At 48.1% G+C, this 19,922-nt stretch carries 17 protein-coding genes and 1 tRNA gene; 3 read left to right on the forward strand and 15 right to left on the reverse strand.

The features are described from left to right. Positions 1-103: 103 nt before the first annotated feature. The 5 genes from D889_RS0101600 to D889_RS0101620 form a co-directional block, all read right to left on the reverse strand. Positions 104-3,247 carry a YhgE/Pip domain-containing protein gene (locus D889_RS0101600; protein WP_010631356.1) on the reverse strand — a complete coding sequence of 1,048 codons (3,144 nt, stop codon included), beginning with the start codon at positions 3,245-3,247 and terminating at the stop codon, positions 104-106. A gap of 111 nt (positions 3,248-3,358) precedes the next feature. Continuing rightward, the gene (locus tag D889_RS0101605; RefSeq protein WP_010631357.1) at positions 3,359-3,931 is read right to left on the reverse strand and encodes a TetR/AcrR family transcriptional regulator; all 573 of its coding nucleotides are present in this window, start codon (positions 3,929-3,931) and stop codon (positions 3,359-3,361) included. Positions 3,932-4,059: 128 nt separating this feature from the next. After that, positions 4,060-6,255 (reverse strand): PBP1A family penicillin-binding protein, encoded by a 2,196-nt coding sequence (locus D889_RS0101610; RefSeq protein ID WP_010631358.1) that lies wholly within the window; start codon positions 6,253-6,255, stop codon positions 4,060-4,062. A gap of 211 nt (positions 6,256-6,466) precedes the next feature. After that, on the reverse strand, positions 6,467-7,891 hold the full coding sequence (locus D889_RS0101615) for an amino acid permease (protein ID WP_010631359.1): 1,425 nt from the start codon (positions 7,889-7,891) through the stop codon (positions 6,467-6,469). Positions 7,892-8,180: 289 nt separating this feature from the next. Beyond that, complete coding sequence (locus D889_RS0101620; protein WP_010631360.1) at positions 8,181-9,596, reverse strand: amino acid permease; 1,416 nt, start codon at positions 9,594-9,596, stop codon at positions 8,181-8,183. Positions 9,597-9,824: 228 nt separating this feature from the next. On the opposite strand from D889_RS0101620, the gene D889_RS0101625 reads away from it, so the two are divergent. Then, positions 9,825-9,897, forward strand: a tRNA-Ala gene (locus D889_RS0101625). Positions 9,898-10,282: 385 nt separating this feature from the next. Here D889_RS0101625 and D889_RS0101630 read toward each other — a convergent pair. Both D889_RS0101630 and D889_RS0101635 read right to left on the reverse strand, forming a co-directional pair. Continuing rightward, the gene (locus D889_RS0101630) at positions 10,283-10,573 is read right to left on the reverse strand and encodes a YggT family protein (protein ID WP_010631361.1); all 291 of its coding nucleotides are present in this window, start codon (positions 10,571-10,573) and stop codon (positions 10,283-10,285) included. Positions 10,574-10,780: 207 nt separating this feature from the next. After that, positions 10,781-12,136: a glucose-6-phosphate isomerase gene (locus D889_RS0101635; RefSeq protein ID WP_010631362.1), complete on the reverse strand. Its 1,356-nt coding sequence runs from the start codon at positions 12,134-12,136 to the stop codon at positions 10,781-10,783. 231 nt (positions 12,137-12,367) lie between these two features. On the opposite strand from D889_RS0101635, the gene D889_RS0101640 reads away from it, so the two are divergent. Continuing rightward, positions 12,368-12,598 (forward strand): DUF378 domain-containing protein, encoded by a 231-nt coding sequence (locus D889_RS0101640; RefSeq protein ID WP_010631363.1) that lies wholly within the window; start codon positions 12,368-12,370, stop codon positions 12,596-12,598. 131 nt (positions 12,599-12,729) lie between these two features. Here the strand turns inward: D889_RS0101640 and asnB are convergent, their stop codons facing one another. From asnB to D889_RS0101680, 8 genes are all read right to left on the reverse strand, one after another. Continuing rightward, positions 12,730-14,616 carry an asparagine synthase (glutamine-hydrolyzing) gene (gene asnB / locus D889_RS0101645; protein ID WP_010631364.1) on the reverse strand — a complete coding sequence of 629 codons (1,887 nt, stop codon included), beginning with the start codon at positions 14,614-14,616 and terminating at the stop codon, positions 12,730-12,732. Between the two features lie 138 nt (positions 14,617-14,754). Continuing rightward, positions 14,755-14,976, reverse strand: a complete 222-nt coding sequence (locus tag D889_RS0101650) for a helix-turn-helix domain-containing protein (protein WP_010631365.1) — start codon at positions 14,974-14,976, stop codon at positions 14,755-14,757. A 240-nt stretch (positions 14,977-15,216) separates the two neighbouring features. Beyond that, a complete protein-coding gene (locus D889_RS0101655) occupies positions 15,217-16,434 on the reverse strand; it encodes an NAD(P)/FAD-dependent oxidoreductase (RefSeq protein WP_010631366.1) in 1,218 nt (405 codons plus the stop codon). A gap of 263 nt (positions 16,435-16,697) precedes the next feature. Beyond that, entirely contained in the window at positions 16,698-17,372 is a 675-nt protein-coding gene (locus D889_RS0101660; protein ID WP_010631367.1) for a type II toxin-antitoxin system HicB family antitoxin, read from the reverse strand. A gap of 148 nt (positions 17,373-17,520) precedes the next feature. Beyond that, on the reverse strand, positions 17,521-17,886 hold the full coding sequence (erpA, locus tag D889_RS0101665; RefSeq protein ID WP_010631368.1) for an iron-sulfur cluster insertion protein ErpA: 366 nt from the start codon (positions 17,884-17,886) through the stop codon (positions 17,521-17,523). Between the two features lie 58 nt (positions 17,887-17,944). After that, the gene (dapF, locus tag D889_RS0101670) at positions 17,945-18,841 is read right to left on the reverse strand and encodes a diaminopimelate epimerase (protein ID WP_010631369.1); all 897 of its coding nucleotides are present in this window, start codon (positions 18,839-18,841) and stop codon (positions 17,945-17,947) included. Positions 18,842-18,863: 22 nt separating this feature from the next. Then, positions 18,864-19,094: a hypothetical protein gene (locus D889_RS0101675; RefSeq protein ID WP_010631370.1), complete on the reverse strand. Its 231-nt coding sequence runs from the start codon at positions 19,092-19,094 to the stop codon at positions 18,864-18,866. Between the two features lie 39 nt (positions 19,095-19,133). Continuing rightward, positions 19,134-19,457 carry a DUF1462 family protein gene (locus tag D889_RS0101680; protein WP_010631371.1) on the reverse strand — a complete coding sequence of 108 codons (324 nt, stop codon included), beginning with the start codon at positions 19,455-19,457 and terminating at the stop codon, positions 19,134-19,136. 191 nt (positions 19,458-19,648) lie between these two features. Here D889_RS0101680 and D889_RS0101685 point away from each other — a divergent pair, with 191 nt between their 5' ends. After that, a complete protein-coding gene (locus D889_RS0101685) occupies positions 19,649-19,870 on the forward strand; it encodes a NifU family protein (RefSeq protein WP_010631372.1) in 222 nt (73 codons plus the stop codon). Positions 19,871-19,922 lie beyond the last annotated feature (52 nt).

Genomic DNA, 19,922 nt, shown 5'->3' on the forward strand with positions numbered 1-19,922 from the left:
TGAAAACGGGCCGCTCCTCTTTATCGCTCAAGAGGAGCGGCCCGTTTTATCAGGATAGCCGCCCTGCACAGATTCACTGCTTCAGAACTTTTTTGATTCCTGCTTATTCAGAAACTGTTTCACCATAATCACGGTTGGCTTTCCGGTGTGCCCGTTCGGTATTGTATTTGATGGTATACGTAATCACCGATAATCCGACTCCGATCAGTATGAAAACGACAAGCGCCATTGAATTCTGTGCCAGCATCTGCTGCTGATGGCCGTCGATCAGATTTCTCAGGCCGTTGACTCCATAAGTGAAAGGGAGAAGCGGGGAGAGCGCCTGAAGCCAGTGCGGAATCAGCTGAATGGAATAGGCTCCGCCACACGTAACCAGCTGGAAGAGCAGGAGTACAATTGCCGCAAATCGCCCTTCGTTATTGAAAGAACCGGCGAGCCACTGAATGATCGCCATAAAACTCATACTGAGCAAAATCGTAAACCCGAAGAACGCCCATGGATTGCTGATATGAAGACCGAGGCCTTTAATCATTGCCAGATCAACTAAGAAGGATTGCGCCACGGACATTAATATGGTGATGAAGAATTTGCTTAAGGCGATATTCCATCCCGCCGTTGCCAGTCCTGCCGGTCTGTAAAGATCATAAACGATCGTCAGCAGCAGTGCGCCAAGAAATAAGCCGATGCACATAAAATAAGGGGTAAACCCGGATCCAAACGTATCGACCGCCTGATGTGTTCCGTCAATTGTTTTCACCGGGCTGGAAAACTTCTGCGCATGCGCATTACTGGTCGGCGTCTTCGCCAACTGATCATGCGCGCTGGAAAGATTGTTTGCCAGCTTCGTGTTACCTGAATAAATCTGCTTTGCTCCGGTAGCCGCCTGATTCGTCCCCGAAGCCAACTTTTGCTGGCCAGATGCGAGGCCTGAGATGCCGCTGCTCAAGGAATTCATATTGGTAGCCAATTTATTGCTTCCGGTTACGAGCTGATTTGTACCGCTCTGCAAAGATTGAATGCCATTCACAAGTTGCGGCCAGGTTTGACTCAGTTGAGCATTACCTGCAGCCAGCTGATTTGCTCCATTACCCAACGCTTTAGTTGCTCCAGGAACTTTCGAGAGATTCGTTTGTAGTGTTTTCATCCCGGAATTAAGCCGCTTAGCCCCGTTACTCAATTTAACAAAATTCGAATTAAGTTCCTGGGAACCGCCATTCAGCTGAGCCATGCCGTTATCAAGTTTAGAAACGCCATCAGAAAGTTGGTTGATCATACCCGTCAAGCCGTTAGAGGCACTCCCGAATTGGGTGTCGACAATCGACTGGAATTGGCTAGCATTTTCCGTTAAAGACTTAGAACCGCTGGCCAGCTGGCTGGTACCTGATGCGATTTTTCCAGAATTTTTCTCAAGTTCAGCTGATCCGGAAGTCAGAGCAGTTCCATTTTTATTTAAAGTCTCTGAGCCCGAACTTAATTGATCGGCTGCATCAGCCAGTTGGCCGGATGCCGTGTTTAATTTGGACATGCCATCGACCAGATTTCCGGTATTCGCAGCCAAAGAATCTGCTACGCTGGCTAATTGTTTTGAAGCTGATTTCATCTGATCCATTTGTGATGAAGCTCCGGCAATCGGATTCTTACTCGCGTCATACAACTTCTGTGACCCTTTGGCTAAACTGTCACTTGCACTCGCAAGTGAGTTAAGTTGATCAGAGAGACCACTTACTGTTTTCTCCAGATTCTGAAACTGCGGATTTTTCTCCACAGTGGGATCTGAGTTAATAAAAGCTTTAAGACTGTCCGAAAGAGTTCCACTTCCTGAAGTAACGGCTTGATGCAAGCTTTTATTAAAACTTTGCATATTACCATTTAAAGATTCAATAACATCGCCAAGCTGGGAAAGATTGTTCACATCAGCCTTTTGAATGGTGCTATTAAATTGGGAGAATTGATTATTAAAATCAGTCATTCCTGAATTCAGGTTGTTAGCTTCGGAAGACAAAGCGCCGACACTGCTATTGAATGTTTTTATTTTAGAATTATAACTAGTGAGACCCTGATTTAAATTGTTTACCCCACCGGTAAATTGTCCGATCCCACTGTTAAGCGACTTGACGCCCGAATTAAAGGCCTGATAATTGCCATTAAGCGATTGTGCTCCGCTGTTTACCGAATTGATACCCCCGACAAGTTTGTCAAAGTTAACGGTGAACTGATTCAGTTGCGTACCAAGACTGTTAATCTTCGGCTTTGATGCGGATAGCTGCGTATTTAACTGGTCCAGGCCATTCTTTTCCTTTTGCACGCCCTGCTGAAATTGGTTCAGTCCGGCAAGATATTGGTTCACACCACTTACAAGTGTCTGAGAGCCGCCGGTCAGCTGTCCGGAACCATTAGAAAGCTGTGATGCCCCTTTATTCAACTGATCCAGTTTGTCAGCCAGGGTATTGGCGCCATTCGCCAGTTTGGCAATATTGCTGCTGTTTGCACTGGTCTGACTGTAAAGTTGATTCGTTCCACTTGCTGCCTGTTTTAAGCCATCGTTCAGCGATGATGCGCCGTCCGCAAGACTTCCGGCTCCGCTCTGCAATTTTGTTGTTCCTGACATGAGGCTCTTATAGCCGTTTTTTAACTGATTTAATCCTTTGACTTCCGACTTGCTGCCCTTGGTAAGGTCGTTCGACCCCTTCGCAGCCGCACCAAGCCCTTTCGTCAGCTGATCGAGCTGACGGTACATTGTCTTCGCATAGGTCTTCGTGATCGCACTTGACACCTGAGATTTCATCTGCTGCAGGCCGGATGTGACCATCTTGCTGGAAACAAAGTTATAATCCTTATTCACCTGATAATGAATCGTTGCTGGTTTCAGCTGCTGATCCACCAGGGTCGTTGCATTCTTTGAAAAATTTTCAGGAATGTTCACGGTCATAAAATAGTGATTATTTTTAAATCCGCTTTCCGCCTGTCGATTGCTGACAAATGTCCATTTCAGATCATGGTTTTTTTTCAGCTGCTTCACCAGATCATTTCCTGCATTAATTTGTTTTCCGGAAATTTTCGCCCCCTGATCCTGATTGACCACAGCAACGGGTAAGTTTCCTGAGTTCCCGTAGGCATTCCAGAATCCGTACAGGAAGATACCTGCATAAAGGAGCGGGATACACATCACAGCCAGCATAAATTCAATATGCCGCGGTTTGCTGAAAATCTCCTTAAGTTCTGCTGCAATCAGATGAAAAACATTCATAAGCTGGTACACCCTTTCTCACTCGCTGAAAGTTACTTGCTGACAGATAGATCTAAATGACCATAATAGTCATTTGGTCATTTTTGACAATAAAAATACTCACTGGAAAAATCATTTCTTTAATCCTCTAACCAGATAGAGCTCAAATAGATCAGCGATTTCCTTACTGGTCAGGGGTTTATGGCGCTGTTCCCAGTCAAACACCAGTGCGATGTAGAGCTTCAGGATGACAAACGCAGTGACCGTCGGATCGCACGGTTTGATGTCACCCTTCTTCTCAGCATCCTTGATAATGTCCACCAGAAAATCGAGAATCGCGTCCTCCACATTACCCAGTGCCCGCTTTGCCTGAGCCGTACCGATTTCTTTAATTTCCTGAGTCAGTTTGATCGACAGCTGGTGTTCTTTGCGGAATTCCAGTACCTGGAACAGCGCGCGATGGAGATTATTAAAAAAGACGTCATCCGGATGGATTGCGTTCGTCGCCACTGTTTTAATCTTCCGGATGAACTGATTCATGATCTCATAGAACAGTTCCTCCTTGTTCTTATAAAAAGTGTAGATCGTACCTTTTCCGACGCCGGCCACCCGGGCAACCAAATCCATCGTTGTTGCTTTGTACCCGAACGCCGCAAATGTCTTTTCCGCAGCCCGGGTAATACTCTGTTTTCGATCTGCAGTCATCATGTGATCACCGGTTTCTGACCAAATGAACATTTTGGTCATTTTGTTTCGTAAAAAATAATACCACACCTGTTGAATTCGTGCAAGAAAATTATTTTTTCAGCCGATCATAGCCGAAAAATGCCTGCTTATAAGTGCGACAGCCACCGTACTTCCACTTTAGGCGATGCGGGGCCGCTGCGATCAGTCTGAGGATTGTACGGAATGACGTAGTAAATCGCTTTGGAAAGCGGATTGACAAAGTCGATCCGGTACTGGGTTTTTCCGGTGATTTCTCCTTTGTAAAGGGTTTTTCCCTGATCCTCTGCATAAATGCGGTAAATAATCCGCCGGTCGGTCGGTCCCGACCATTTCAGTTCTAGTGCAGGAAGCGCATATTTACCCAAAGTTCCGTTGGCGGTCAGTGAGCTGATTTTCACGAGACGCACCGGCTGATCCAGGTCGTTCACGCCATCCGGCTTCTGGAAAGCGAGTTTCGCCTGGCCCGGTGTTTGATTGATCACTATCTTAAATAGCCGTACAGCGTCCTCACTTGATCCGGACAGATATTGTTTCGGCGTCGTCGTATCATACCCGATCCAGACGGAGCCCACCGTATCCGGTGTGTACCCGACGAACCAGGCGTCGCGCAAACCGGCTTTTGTATAGGCTGTGGATCCTGTCTTTCCGGCAATTGAGGCGTCACTGTAACCGGACGCACCCGTCCCGTTGCGCATGACCGACTGGAGCATTCGCGTCATGTACCAGGCTGTTTGCGGTGAGAATATCTTAGTTTTTTTCGGTGATACGCTGCCGATCTTTTTCCCCTGGTGATCATAGATCGCCTGAATAAAGTATGGCTGCGACTGAACCCCCTGATTATCGAACGCTGTGTAAGCAGACGCCATCTGCAGCGGCGTCACCCCTTTTTTCAGTCCGCCCAGAGCAATCGCCAGGCCGTTATCCGGAATCTGGATGCCCATTCGGGACAAGTAACTTTTGCTCTTGCCGATACCGATCTGATTGAGCAGCCAGACCGCCGGCGCATTTACAGAGTAGGTAATGGCGTCATACATCGTCATTTCACCTTTGTAGACCCCGTTATAATTGGTCGGTTTATATTTTCCGTAGCTGACCTTTTTGTCCTGGAGCATTGAATAGGGTTGATAATCCCCGGACTGAAGCGCCGGACCGTACACGGCAAGCGGTTTAAATGCGGAACCCGGCTGGCGCAGGTCCGTCACGTGGTTATAACTGCCGCGCACATAGTCTCTGCCGCCCTGAACCGCCAGTACCGCCCCATTCTTGTTCATCAGGGTAAACGCCCCCTGCGGCGACACGTTCGGATTGGTGCCCCGGAAATACCGATTATCTTTGAAAGCATTGTACGATGCGCTCTGGGCATTGCGGTTCATCGGCACGATAATTTTATAGCCGCCGCGGATCAGGTCATCTTCACTGATATGATATTTTTGCTCCGCTTCGGTAACAACCATATCAATGTAAGTATCATATTCCGGATGCGTCTGAATCTTATGCACATTTAGCTGCAGTGTCTTTCCCTTATTGCGGACCGCTTCCTCAGCTGAAATATAGCCGTTTTTCCGGAGCAGGTCGAGCACCAGATTCCGCCGCTCAAGAGCCCGGCTCGGATGCAGAATCGGTGAATAGCCGTTCGGACCCTTCGGCAGCGCAGCGAGCAAGGCCGCCTGATCTTCCGTCAGCTGATTCACGTCTTTGTCGAAAAAGAACCGGGAGGCCATCTGAACCCCGTAAATACCATGACCGAAATACAGCTGATTCAGATACATCTCAAGGATCTGTTTCTTGCTGTACTTGCGCTCGAGACTGATGGCAATTGCCGCTTCCTGCCCCTTCCGGAACCAGGTCTTCTGATTGGACAGATACGCATTTCTCGCCAACTGCTGAGTAATCGTGCTGGCGCCTTCCACTTTTGATCCGGCAAAAATGTCGGTCAGGACAGCACGCATAATGCCGCGCAAATCAATCCCCGAGTGTTTATAAAAACGGCTGTCTTCCGTTGCAACAAAGGCATCCTGTACCCTTTTCGGTACCTTTTTCAAAGAAACAGGATCACGGTTCTCCGCGTAAAGCCTGGAAATTTCATGGCCCTGTGTGTCGACAACCACAGATGTACGGCTCATGACCAGCTTTTCGTCATCAGTATAGTGATTGCCGATCAGTAAAATGACGAAATAAAATAACAGACCGACGATGGCTGCGCCAAGGATAAAATAGGCGGTGCCGAATAATAATCTGTTCCGTCTGTTCTTCTTTTCGCGGCCTGTGCCACCAAACCAGGCCTTCCAGCTTCCCCAGTTCATCCGTTCCAACCTCTAATCATCATCGTGATGTATAGTTATTATAGTCTTTGCTTTTTCTTACTTCACCTTACCAAAAAAAATCAATGCCGCAACTTTTTACAAAAATTTTTGACAACAGGTTGCGGCAATCGACCAAAAAAAAGCTTTGTCCGGATGAGACGTCGGACAAAGCTTTTCTGATTAATCATGAAAGAGGTGGCGAAAGATTAACTTATTTACCAGTCGGCTGAGCAGTGTGCTGACTGCTGAGATGCAGCTGGCTGTGATTCATGCTGTAGGAAAAATAGACGACCATGCCGATAGCGAACCAGACAACAAAGCGAATCCAGGTCGCCGGCTGAAGTCCGGTGATCAGATAAGCACAGGCGAGAATGCCAAGAATCGGCACAGCCGGGAAAAGCGGCGCTTTGAACGGACGTTTCATTTCCGGCTGAGTATAGCGCAGAACAATGACACCTGCGCAGACAATGATGAAGGCAACCAGTGTGCCGATGCTGACCAGTTCAGAGACGATACCAATCGGGAAGAAGCCGGCAGTCAGTGCGCAGGCCGCCGCAACAATAATCGTTGAAAGTGCAGGTGTCTTACGTTTCGGATCAACACTGCCCAGTGCTTTAGGGATCAGTCCGTCACGAGCCATTGCGAAGAAAATTCGGGACTGGCCGTACATCAGTACCAGACATACGGAAGTGATTCCGCAGATGGCACCGACAGAAACGAGCGCCGATCCCCAGTGAATACCGATCTGATCCAGAGCGTAGGCAACAGGAGCAGCCATGCCGGCCGGAGTACCGAATGCAGTGTATTTTACGACTCCGGTGAGGATCGCGGAAACAATGATATAAAGAGCGGTACAGATGAGCAGAGAAGCGATGATCCCTCTCGGCATATCTCTCTGCGGATTTCTTGTCTCTTCAGAGGCAGTTGATACGGCATCAAACCCAATGTAAGAGAAGAAGACAACAGCAGCTCCGGAAACGACTCCGTTAAAACCAAACGGCATAAACGGACTCCAGTTGCCCGGTTTCACGGACCATACTGCCAGAACTATAAAGAGCAGAACAACCGCCACTTTAATAATTACGATAATCCCATTCAGACGAGATGTATTTCGGACGCCGCTGATCAGCAGCCAGGCAATCAGGCCGATAATCACGATTGCCGGTATATTGATCACCCCGCCGTCAAACGGCGACAGCGTAACTGCTTTCGGCAGAACAATGCCCATGTTATTTAACAGATTGACGACATAACCTGACCAGCCGATTGCCACGGTTGCAATACCGACGGCATATTCGAGGATCAGATCCCAGCCGATAATCCAGCCCCAGATTTCTCCAAGGCCCGCATACCCATATGTATAAGCACTGCCGGCAACCGGAATCATTGAAGAGAATTCCGCGTAACATAAGGCTGCAAAAATACAGGCAAGACCCGCTAATACAAACGAAAGAATCAGCGCAGGACCGGAATATTTGGCTGCTGCAACACCGGTCAGTACGAATATGCCGGTGCCGATAATACAGCCAATGCCGAGCAAGGTCAGATCAAAAGCGCTCAAAGCTTTTTTCAGTCCCTGCTTCCCCCTGGTCTCGTCGATCAGCATGTTGATCGGCTTCTTTGTAAAGATACTCATGAACAAAGCCCCTCCGTTTTATCAAATAAATTTGAAGTAAATGAATTGTGAAACAATTAATATATTAACCATTATAGCTTTATGCGAAATGATTTCAAGATCTAATGTTATATTTTATTACATCCTTGTTGTGTCTTCTGTATGAATAATATATAATTAAAGTTTCTTTATTTAAAGATATTTCTGATTATTGGTAAAATAACAGGCAGCATAAAAAACTGCTTTCCCATCAACGTGAGGAAGCAGTTTTTTATGCTTGTTTTTCCAATTATGAATAACTGCAGGACGCTCAGGATGCCGGCTTATTCGCTTCAGCAGCCAGCTCCTTCTGAAGCTCACTGTGATTGCGGCTGTAAGCAAAATAGACGACCATGCCGATCGCAAACCAGACAACGAAACGAAGCAATGTTGCTTCCTGAAGGTGGATGATCAGATAACCGCATGAGAGTACAGACAGCGGAACAACGACCGGAACCCAGGGCGTTCTGAATGCTCTTTTTCTGTCCGGCTGTCTGTGGCGCAAAACCCACACACCAATCGACACGATGATGAACGCAAACAGCGTACCGATATTTGCCAGTTCGGCAACGATGCCAATCGGCAGGAAACCGGATGCGATCATGGTCACGATCGCGACAAGGATTGTTGAAGTGACCGGGGTCTTATGCTGTGCACTGACTTTACCGAACAATGAAGGAATCAGACCATCACGTGACATTGCGAAAAAAATGCGGGTCTGGCCGTATGTGATGACCAGAAGGACCGATGTGATCCCGCAAATCGCGCCGACAGAAACAAGCGCAGATCCCCAGTTGATACCGATCCGCTGCAAAGCGTATGCAACCGGCGCAGCATTGTTCAGTTCAGTATATCTGACGACACCGGTCAGGATCGCCGCGACTACTATGTAGAGCAAGGTACAAATAACCAGGGAATAGATGATCCCTTTAGGCAGGTTCTTCTGCGGGTTAACGGTTTCCTCAGCAGCAGTGGATACAGCATCAAATCCGAGATAAGCGAAGAAAATCACCGCTGCGCCGGAAACAACCCCATTGAAGCCGAACGGCATGAATGGGTGCCAGTTGGCCGGCTGAACGTGCCAGACAGCAAGAATAATGAATAAAGCAATGACAGCAAGCTTGATGACCACAATTGCGTTGTTCAGGTTGGATGTACCGCGGACACCTGAAATCAGCAACCAGGAGATCAGTCCGATAATGATCATCGCCGGCAGATTGACGATACCGCCGGCGCCGGGAGCCAGGGTGACCGCTGCCGGCAGCGAAATACCAATACTTTTCAGAAGCGTTACCGCATAGCCTGACCAGCCGATGGCCACAGCGCTGATCGCGACGGCATATTCCAGGATCAAATCCCAGCCGATAATCCAGGCCCACAGCTCACCGAGTGCCGCATAGCTATATGTATACGCACTGCCGGCAACCGGCACCATTGATGAAAATTCGGCATAGCACAAGGCCGCAAAGAAGCAGGCAAGGCCGGAGAAAATAAAGGAAATCACCAACGCCGGACCTGAATATTGTGCAGCCGCAACGCCGGTCAGGACAAAGATGCCGGTGCCGATGACTGCACCGATACCAAGCATCGTCAGGTCGACGGCATTGAGGGCCTTCTTCAACCCTTGCTTCCCTTTTGTCTCCCCGATTAATGTGTCGATCGGTTTTGTGGAAAAAATGCCACTCATACAAACGCCTCCCAAAAGGAATTGGTAAATGAAAAATGCGTGAAAATTTGTAACAATGTTAATTATATATAATTAATAAAGATTTTCAATATTTTATGTTATATTTTCTAACAAAAATAGTGAAAAAGGGACTCATTTCCTATAAACTATAGATTTCATTTTTATCGGTGAAAAATATTGACGAAGCCCGTCGATTCTGCTAATATATTTCCTGTTGAGCTTTCTCATGGGGCACTAGCTCAGCTGGGAGAGCGTTGCCTTCGCATGGCAGAGGTCAGGGGTTCGATCCCCCTGTGCTCCATCATTCATATTCACGTGAAAGACCAGTTTCCATAAAGAAACTGGTCTTTTTGTTTTAGGTGCGCCCGGCATGGGCAACTGAGTGAAGTGCATGACAAGAGAGAAATCTGACTGATACAGTGCAAAATCCAGCCGTCACAAAGCAAAATCCGGCCAAATAACAATTTATGGTAAACAGTCCAGGTGTTCACTTGCAATTTTCCGGACAGTTCCCACGGATCGTTACATGATCATTTCTCGAAAAAAACCGTCTCAGCTGAGGCGGTTTCTGTATCTTTCGTATTCAAGTTTAGGTTATTCAAAAATAAAGTACCTTTTCCGCCCGCCATTTGGAGCGGGAAGTGCGAGTGCTCCTGCAGCATACAATAGCGAGACATAACCGGAGTCTACAGTTTAAGAAGCGTGAAAATCTTCTGCAGACCGAAGCCAATTGCGCTGTAGACAATCAGAGCGAACACCGCTGAAAGATCAAGTGTATTGTTGCCGATTAATACCGGATGAAAGATGCCGTTAAACGGCTGCAGGATCGGTTCGCTCAAGCTATTCAGGAACCGGACAAACGGAGTGCTGTTTGCGCCGAAAAATTTCAGTGCCAGATACAGCACAATAATAATCTGAATCAACGTCACAAGAATGCTGACCAGTTTTGGCAGCACGCCTGACTTTTTTCCGCGCATCTATCTTCTCTCTCCTTTTGTCTGTCGGAAATTCATGAGGATGCACCTACCGCATCCATTCTCTGCTTTCATGTTAAGGGATTGGCAGGACGCCGTCAAATGTGCCGCTGCCGGGAAGCCTGCCAGCACGTTCACAGAAATTAAAAAGGCTCTGCATGGTGCACAGAGTCTTTTTTGACAATGATCTTGTAATGGTGAGGGGGCTTATCAGTGTTTCAAGCGTTCCTCAAGATCGGCTTTCTCTGATTCATAGCCCGGTTTGCCAAGCAGCGCAAACATATTCTTTTTGTATGCTTCCACACCCGGCTGATTGAACGGGTTGATACCGAGCAGGAATCCGCTGACAGCAACCGCTTTTTCAAAGAAGTACAGCAGATAACCGAAATGATAGGCCGTCAGTTCAGGTACGGTGACGACCAGTTGCGGAACACCGCCGTCGGTATGTGCAAGGCGTACCCCTTCGGCTGCCCGTTTATTCACGTAATCCATTGTTTTTCCGGCGACAAAATTCAGATTATCAAGGTTGGCAGCTTCCGACTGGATCGTGATATCCTTGCGCGGTTTCTCAACGAGCACCGCGGTTTCAAACATCACACGACTGCCTTCCTGAACAAACTGACCAAGTGAGTGCAGATCCGTACTGAAATCGGCTGAAGACGGATACAGACCTTTGAAATCCTTCCCTTCACTTTCGCCGAACAGCTGCTTCCACCATTCTGCCAGATAGTGCAGATGAGGTTCGAAGTTGACCAGCATCTCAACCGATTTTCCTTTGTTATAAAGGATATTGCGGACTGCGGCGTACTGATAAGCCTCGTTCTTGCTCAGTTCCGGTTCACTGTAATCGTTCTGGGCAGCCCGTGCGCCGGACATCAGCTCATCAATATCAATGCCTGAAGCCGCGATCGGCAAAAGTCCGACAGGCGTCAGTACCGAGAAACGTCCGCCGACGTCGTCGGGAATGACGAAGCTTTCATAGCCTTCCTGATCCGCCAGTGTTTTCAAAGCGCCCTTTGCTTTATCCGTCGTCGCAAAGATACGTGACTTTGCTTCTTCTTTGCCGTATTTCTTTTCCAGCAATTCACGGAAAATACGGAATGCGATCGACGGCTCCGTCGTCGTTCCGGACTTGGAAATCACGTCAACAGAGAAGTCCTTGTCTTTGACGACATCAATCAGTTCACTCAGGTACGTTGAACTGATGCTGTTTCCGGCGAAGAAAACCTGCGGTGTTTTACGTTCTGCCTTGCTTAACACGTTATAGAACGTATGATGCAGTGTCTGAATGACGGCACGCGCACCGAGATAAGACCCGCCGATGCCGATGACAATCAGGACATCGGAATCACTTTTGATTTTTTCAGCTGCCTTTTGAATCCGGGCAAATTCTTCTTTATCATAATCCGTCGGCAGAGTCAGCCAGCCGAGAAAGTCATTGCCCTGAATCGTCTTTTCATGGATGGCCTGATGAGCCGCCTTAACCTGTGGTGCTAAATAATCCAGCTCATGTTCCGAAATAAACGAAAGCGCATTACTGTAATCGAATGAAACTTTCTTTCCCATGATTATGCCTCCAATGATATCGTATCTGACACCGTTTCCACTTAATAACTTTACAGGACAAGCAGGTGAAATTCAAGTGAAAGTACGTTAATTTCTTCACATAGCGAACCGATGTAACCAGAATGCCATGAATCGTCTGTGCCGGTGAAAAATTATTCTTATCATGTATAATTAACGGGCCTTGAGACAACCTATAGAAGTGCCGACAATCAGATAAAAGGAGGGAAAACGATGAGCGGTTTACAGAGAACATGCCTTACCCTGATTATCCTCGGGGGCATCAACTGGGGCTTGATCGGTTTCTTTCAATTCGATCTTATCGCGACCATCTTCGGCGGTACATATACCGCAGTTGCCCGGATTATTTACGGTATCGTCGGCCTATGTGCCCTTTACTCGCTGACACTGCTGTTCAAACCGAGTGAGGAACTCGAACGCAGACGGGAAACTGAGACCCGCTGACCCGCTGATCCGCAGACGCGTAAAAAAGATCCCATCCCGGAACAGCGCTGAATCCCGTAAAAACGGGAGGACGGAGACTGAACCGGGCGGGATCTTTTTTCTTTCCGCTTATTGGTCAGAAGCGGACCGAATCATGCCTGATAAACCGGCTGCGGGCGGACATCGATCGATTTCTCAATGTAGATCTGATGCCACAGCATGAACATCAGCACCGTCCAGATTTTCCGGCTGTTGTCCGCTTTGCCGGCACGATGGTCGTCGAGCAGTTTAGCAACGTAATTCTTATTAATATAATGGTCGGTATCACTGTCGCGGATGATACTGCGTGCCCAGTCGTACATCTCATCCTTGAGCCAGAGCCGGATCGGTACCGGAAAACCAAGTTTCCTTCTGAAAAGTATCGAATCGGGAACGATACCGCGCATTGCTTCACGGAAAGCATATTTCGTCGTGCCGCCGCCGGTTTTCAGCTCTGCCGGAAGCGTTCGGGCAACATTGAAAACCTCTTTATCCAGGAACGGAACACGCAGCTCCAGTGAATTGGCCATCGTCATCCGGTCGGCAACGACAAGGATGTCGCCGCGCAGCCAGGTCTCGATGTCGACGAGCTGCATCTGGTCCAGCTTGCCGTTTGCTGCAGCGTCGCGATATATCGGATCCGTAATGTTGGTAAACCGCGACTGTTCGGAATAGGTCTTCAGCACATAACTCTTTTCTTTTTCATCAAAGATAAACGCATTGCCGACATAGCGTTCCGGCAGCGGCGTGGTCCCGCGCAGCAGAAAACTCCGTCCCTTCACCCCTTCAGGCAGCCTTGAAGCAAGGGCGTGCAGCAGCTTTTTCCCCGGATCCGGTACGGCATCGAACCACTTCAGGGAAATCGGTTCATGATAGATGGTGTAGCCGCCGAATAATTCATCCGAGCCTTCACCGGAAAGAACGACTTTCGCATGTTTTCGGGCTTCCCGGGCAACAAAATAATTAGGAATGGCTGCCGGATCGGCCACAGGATCGTCCATATACCAGACGATCTTCGGCATCTCCTCCATAACCATTTCCGGAGAGATTTCCACCGAGAAATTCTCGACGCCAAGCTTTTCAGCAGAATCCCTGGCAATATCGATTTCATTGTAGCCCTTGCTGGCAAAACCGACGGTAAACGTCTCAATATCGTTATTGAAACGCTTAGCGAGCGCAACGATGCTCGTTGAATCAATCCCGCTTGACAGAAAAGCGCCGACGGTCACGTCGCTTCGCATATGCATTTTAACCGAATCGATCAGGACGTCTCTGATCTTCTTTTTAGCATCATCAAGCGTCTGTTCCACCGGAGCAAAAGACGGTACCCAGTAAGCTTTGATTTCTGCAGGCTGTTCGTTTTTCTTAATCAGGTAATGTCCAGGCTCGAGGCTCTGGATATGCTCATTCAGCGTGAGCGGATCCGGTACGTATTGAAAAGTCAGGTAGTACTGCAGGGCTTTCTCGGAGACCGGATCGTTCTTCTCACCCAGCAGAAGACTTTTTTCTTCGGATGCAAAGAATATGCCGCCGTCTTTCTGCATGAAATAAAACGGTTTGATGCCGAAATGGTCCCGGGCTGCGAACAGCGTCTTTTCCTGTTTGTCCCAGATGATAAAAGCAAACATTCCCCGGAAACGATTGACACAGGCCTCGCCCTGGTCCGCATAAAGTGCGACGATCACTTCCGTATCGGAAGTGGTCTTGAACTCATAGCCTTTCTGCACCAGTTCTTCACGGATTTCCAGATAGTTATAAACTTCACCGTTATAGATGATATAGTAGCGTTCATTTTCAAACGGCAGCGGCTGATGGCCACCGGCAAGATCAATAATACTCAGCCGGCGAAAAGCGAGCTGCACCTGATCGTCTGTGTAATAACCGGCATCATCTGGACCCCGATGGTTGATGATTGCCGCACGCGCGGTCATCTCATTCTGTTCATTATTTCCCGGCTCTAGATCATTCTTATCGGATATGTAGCCGCAAAAACCACACATAATTTTGTCTCCTTCCGGATGCTGCTGAAAAACGGCCGCTATCTGCCGTCTGCATGGTACATGCTAATAATTAAGTTTAGCATGCACCCGGATAAATTCAAAGTTGTGAAAACGCATTCTGTACCGGAAACAAGGAGATTATTTTTCATCCTGGTTTTCATCATCAATAAAAAGTTCCTGAATCGGCACATCAAGAATGACGGACACTTTGGCCAGGACATCGGCCGGAATTTTACTGCGTCCGGACTCAAGATAATAATACCCGTTCGGGCTATCATAGCCCAGTCGTGTCGACATCTCTTCCAGCGACATGCGGTTCTTTCTCAGCAGCTTCAGCTTTTTCAGATCCACTTTCAGCATGATCGGTCACCTCTTTGCTTCTGAAGAAAATGGACACACTCTGTTCGAGAGTGCGCGGTTCACGCGAACTGATCGTCAGTACATACCTTAACCTTCATTTTCCCCATTTCGAGGCGATTCACACATTTATTTATCCCTTGAAGCAGATACAGACGGACATATTATCTTAAAAGAGAGAAAGAGAGATCCGAATCAGTTCCGGGTCTCTCTTCCGCAGGCTCCTGTTCTTTTAACGATCAATCAGAGCAGTTTAAGCTTACCTTTTTTCAGCATCAGTCCGACGCCGCCGAGTTCAAGCAGGTAGCGGTCGTCGATAATTTTCTTCATGGTTGCTGCAGGTTTCCCTTTCAGTTTCTTATCAAAGACAACGCCGATTCCTTCTTTGTCGCCAAGCGAAGCGACCGTTCCTCTCTGCTTATAGACGAACGGTTCCGTATCTTCTCCCTTGATCAGATGGGTCAGGTTTTTCGCTGCAGTTTCCCCTTCCTGAACCGCAATCTGAGCCGTCGGCGGATACGGGCGCTCGCCTTCTTTCGGGAAGAACACGGCAACATCGCCCACGGCAAAGACATGGTCGTCATCCGGTGCCCGGAGGTCCTTATTCACCTGAATCTTGCCGCGGTTGGTCGCGAAACCGGAATCGGCGACAATGTGGTTAGCCTTGACACCGCCTGTCCAGACGACCGTTCCCGCCTTGATCTCTTCCATTTCTTCGGCGTCCTTCTTCTGGACAAGAACGCCGTCCGGAGTGGCTTCCTTTATAAACGTACCCAGTCTGAACACAACACCCTTGTCTTCCAGATATTTCTGGGCATATTCCGCCAGATCCCGTTCAAACGGAGGCAATACAATCGGCAGTCCTTCAACATCAATGATCTTAACCTTTGCAGGATCAATATCATATTCCTTGCAGAGTTCAGGGACACGATCGACGAGTTCACCGATGAATTCAATCCCGCTCAGCCCGGCACCGCCGACAACAATCGTCAGATCACTCTCTTTGGCATCCGGATCATTATTATAGCTGGCAAATTTGTACTCGATGTGCTCACGAATCCGCCGCGCCGTATTCACACTGCGGATCGCAAAAGCATACTCTTCAAGTCCCTTAATGCCGAATGTATTCGACTCAAAACCGAGTGCCAGCACCAGATAATCATAATCCAGTTCGCCATTCTTCAAAATGACCTTTTTATTTTCCCTGTCCACCGATCTGACAGAATCCTGGACGAAGTTAATTCGTTTGTTATTGATTACATTTTTAATCAGCATCCGTGTCCGGTCATGATGTATCGTTCCTGCTGCAGCTTCATGAAGCCATGTTGTCTGATAGTGATAATTGTGCTTATTAACGAGCGTGATATCCGCTTCTTCTGCACTTAGATCCTTTGTCAGCCGTACTGTTGTGATCATACCGCCGTATCCGGCACCAAGAATTACAATCTGAGGCTTGCCCATTTTTCACAGCCACCCTTGAAAATATTATTTGTTTATTTGTATTATTGCTCTGTTACCGAAAACTCATCTTATGTTCTCTTTTTCACACAGAAAACGTATGAAAATTCAAGGAGAGTTTTTCGCTTTCATTTTTAATAATATGTCTTTTTTGTTAACAATTCAAGAATAATGCCATGGAATCAGGAAAACTGTAAAAAAAAAGCGGCACGGCCGTCGTAACGGGTGCCTGAATCTAACTAAGGTCATTTCGCTGAAGAAATCGTTCAGTGGAATTTCCTGTTTATTTTATCCGCAATCTGGTCCAGTTTCTCAGACAGACGGTTCAGTTCTGCAGACGAATAGGTGTCCTTCAGCTTTTCGGTAACATTCTTGATTTCGGTTTTGACTGAATTCAGGTCATCGATCACCGAATTGGGCGCATCATCAGCGTCCGCCATATTGACATGAACCCGAATCCGTGACAAATCCCTGAGGCTTCTTTTGACCTTATTGAGCTGTTTGCCCAGCTTATCCTGAACAGAGAAAGTGCTGTCCTGTTCATCAATATTCAGTTCCTCTTTCAGAGCATCCTGCAAGATCCGTGAATAGTTCAGGCCGGCAGATTTTGCGGCATCATCCAGCCACTTCGGAATCGTCAGTGTCTTTTTCACAGCCTGGTTCTCCATCTTCTTCCGAAGCGGCGGCATCCAGGCATCAATCACCGTCACAAATGCATTTGCCTCCGCCTGAATCTCAGTGGCATCCGACGGTTGGGGAATGTCCTCGTTATTTTCTTCCATTTTGTACAAATGCAGTGCAAGTGCTTCCCTGGCATGTTCAAAGCCCTCTTCAGTTGAAGCAGCTGTTGCTTCACAGTCTGGCAGATCGGGAAAAGAAATCATCAAACCTTCATCACTTCTGGTGAAAACTGCCGGAAAAACATACTGATCCTGACTCATTCTGATCACCTCACCCTCTATTATAACACGTATTAAGCACGTGCAAAGCACATATTATTATACGTATTTCCCGCAATGTGCAAAAAACCCGCTGAAATTCAGCGGGTCGTCGGAAAGAAGCAATTCGTTTTTCGGAAATGCGAGTGCTTCAACAGTCGCATTGTTTTGACGGTTCTCCCTCATTGGCCGCCGTTTTAAAAGAATGGCCGCAGCCGCAGGTGGAAATCGCATTCGGGTTGTCGATCGTAAATCCGCCGCCTTCAAGATTCTGCTTGAAGTCAATCGTGACCCCATTGAGCAGCGGTGCGCTGTTCTTATCGACAACCACTTTCAGTCCGTCTTGTTCAAAGACCTGATCGCCGTCAACCACGCGATCGTCAAACCCCATACCGTAGGTCAGTCCGGAGCAGCCTCCGCCACCAACGCCGACGCGAAGGAACAGATTTTCTCCTTTTTCTTCACGGATCATTTCTTTCACCCGGAAATTTGCCGCCTCAGTCAGTGTAATCGTCATCTGGATCAGCTCCTTTTACTATTACTGTCATTATATCCTTCCGTGACTTTAATCACAATTAAAGAGTCGCCGCTTTGCTGCCGGCCGCTTCAAAAAAATAAGTCCCCTGACAGATCGTTTTTGCTTCACCGGTCATCAGCACACGATTCGTCGCCGCCAGCCATTCAATCGTCAGATCACCGCCGGCCAGATGAACAGTCACCGGGACATCCCGACGCACCCGGTCCTCAAGGATTGAAGCAACAACCGATGCGCAGGCGCCTGTGCCGCAGGCCTGGGTAATCCCGGATCCGCGTTCCCAGACCCGGTAGTCCAGCTCATGATCGTTTAAAATGTGCACAAAGCCGACATTCACGCCGTCTGGAAAAAGCGGGTACGTATCTGCCAGCAGAGAACCGAGCCGGTGAATCGGTGCATCCGCCACGTCATCGACAAAAAACAGGGCGTGGGGATTCCCCATAGAAACACCGGTAAACCGATACTCAGTTCCATCTACTTTCAGCCGCTCATGAATGACCCTGCTGCGCGGCTTCCCTCCGGCAACCGGAATCCTTCCTCGTTCGAGAATCGGTTCGCCCATATCGATGGTCACCTGATCGACAGTCCGGCCAACCGGATGTACCGTGGCCTTTTTCACTCCGGACAGCGTTTCGATTGTGAACGATTCTGAACCGACAAGCTGATGTTCATAGGCATACTTTGCCACACATCTCAGGCCGTTCCCGCAGTTTTTTGCCTCTGATCCGTCTTTATTAAAGATCCGCATCCGTACATCGGCACTGTCTGACGACAGAATCAGAATCAGCCCGTCGGAACCGATGCCCTTATAAGGATCCGATACCTTCTGTGCCAGTTTGCTGCAGGACGGTATGGTCAGTTTCCTGCTGACGCCGTCCAGATAAATATAACAGTTTCCCAGTCCATGCATTTTGGTGAATGGATAGGCAGTTTCCATCCCTTATTCACACTCCGATTCATTATCTCAGAACTCTGGTTGCCCAGACGTAGTCCTGATCCATACTTGCGACAACTATTTTTTCGTGACAGCACGGCATGACAATATGCGTCCGGATTCCTTCAAACGCATTCTCCACTGCTTCCTTTTTGATGGGAATCAATACCGGCGATTCATGACAAAACGGGCATTCCTCAAAATAAATATCATTGGCTACACGTTCATAGGGCCATGTATGATGAAAATCCAGCAATCGTGTCCCTTCTTTCACCCGGTCGGGTTCTTGGGCAGTTCATCCTTGTGATGATTCGCTTATCGATTCGATCCCCTGTTCATGCAGGAACTTTACAATCGGTCCGAGTGAGATAAAGCCTTCACCCAGAACTGTGTCTCCGGAAACCACCAGAGGAAAGAAAAATTCATCGGCATGGATCCGTTCACAATAGACACGGTCTTGTTCGGTTTCAGGACTTAGGATCGATACATAACGAATCGTCACCTGACCGCCGAACTCACGCGACAGAGCCGCATCAAGCCATTCTGCGGTTGCCCTTGATGAAGGTGCCTGTACGCAGCTGGCACAAATGACTTCTGCCCCGTACACGGTCAGTTCCATGTTCGCCACCTCACCTTATTCCGGATTAGTTCTAAATATAGCACGATCTGGCGAATCAGTCACCGCTGATTGCTCAATACGGCCGTCAAAATAGCTTTTCAGTGGGAAACACGATATAATGACACTATTGGTTACAGTCGTGGCATCCGCGAATAAGCATCACCTTTACTATTGATCAGGGAGTGTTTTTAATGTATGAACAGGTTGAAGAAGTCATTGAGAAACTTCGCCCATTCCTGATCCGGGACGGCGGAGACGTGGAGCTTCTCGGCGTACATGACGGCATCGTTCGCGTCCGGCTGCTCGGCGCCTGCCAGAACTGCCCGAGTTCCACGCTGACGCTTAAAGCCGGCATCGAGCAGGCGTTGATGGAGAATGTCCCTGGCGTCAGGGAACTGGAACAAGTCTTCTGAGAAATTTGGAGAATGATGACGCAAAGAATCGGACGGTTCCTGTCCGATTCTT

The organism is Sporolactobacillus vineae DSM 21990 = SL153, assembly GCF_000377985.1.
In the GTDB taxonomy this organism is placed as follows: Bacteria; Bacillota; Bacilli; order Bacillales; family Sporolactobacillaceae; genus Sporolactobacillus; species Sporolactobacillus vineae.

What these genes read in the sequence shown, in the direction of transcription:
- D889_RS0101650 (WP_010631365.1), bottom strand. Translation starts at nt 14,976, where the DNA reads ATGCTGAAAGTGGATCTGAAAAAGCTGAAGCTGCTGAGAAAGAACCGC.
- D889_RS0101685 (WP_010631372.1), top strand. Translation starts at nt 19,649, where the DNA reads ATGTATGAACAGGTTGAAGAAGTCATTGAGAAACTTCGCCCATTCCTG.
- D889_RS0101620 (WP_010631360.1), bottom strand. Translation starts at nt 9,596, where the DNA reads ATGAGTGGCATTTTTTCCACAAAACCGATCGACACATTAATCGGGGAG.
- D889_RS0101605 (WP_010631357.1), bottom strand. Translation starts at nt 3,931, where the DNA reads ATGACTGCAGATCGAAAACAGAGTATTACCCGGGCTGCGGAAAAGACA.
- asnB (WP_010631364.1), bottom strand. Translation starts at nt 14,616, where the DNA reads ATGTGTGGTTTTTGCGGCTACATATCCGATAAGAATGATCTAGAGCCG.
- D889_RS0101630 (WP_010631361.1), bottom strand. Translation starts at nt 10,573, where the DNA reads ATGCGCGGAAAAAAGTCAGGCGTGCTGCCAAAACTGGTCAGCATTCTT.
- D889_RS0101655 (WP_010631366.1), bottom strand. Translation starts at nt 16,434, where the DNA reads ATGGGCAAGCCTCAGATTGTAATTCTTGGTGCCGGATACGGCGGTATG.
- D889_RS0101615 (WP_010631359.1), bottom strand. Translation starts at nt 7,891, where the DNA reads ATGAGTATCTTTACAAAGAAGCCGATCAACATGCTGATCGACGAGACC.
- D889_RS0101640 (WP_010631363.1), top strand. Translation starts at nt 12,368, where the DNA reads ATGAGCGGTTTACAGAGAACATGCCTTACCCTGATTATCCTCGGGGGC.
- D889_RS0101610 (WP_010631358.1), bottom strand. Translation starts at nt 6,255, where the DNA reads ATGAACTGGGGAAGCTGGAAGGCCTGGTTTGGTGGCACAGGCCGCGAA.
- D889_RS0101635 (WP_010631362.1), bottom strand. Translation starts at nt 12,136, where the DNA reads ATGGGAAAGAAAGTTTCATTCGATTACAGTAATGCGCTTTCGTTTATT.
- dapF (WP_010631369.1), bottom strand. Translation starts at nt 18,841, where the DNA reads ATGGAAACTGCCTATCCATTCACCAAAATGCATGGACTGGGAAACTGT.
- erpA (WP_010631368.1), bottom strand. Translation starts at nt 17,886, where the DNA reads ATGACGATTACACTGACTGAGGCGGCAAATTTCCGGGTGAAAGAAATG.
- D889_RS0101680 (WP_010631371.1), bottom strand. Translation starts at nt 19,457, where the DNA reads ATGGAACTGACCGTGTACGGGGCAGAAGTCATTTGTGCCAGCTGCGTA.
- D889_RS0101660 (WP_010631367.1), bottom strand. Translation starts at nt 17,372, where the DNA reads ATGAGTCAGGATCAGTATGTTTTTCCGGCAGTTTTCACCAGAAGTGAT.
- D889_RS0101600 (WP_010631356.1), bottom strand. Translation starts at nt 3,247, where the DNA reads ATGAATGTTTTTCATCTGATTGCAGCAGAACTTAAGGAGATTTTCAGC.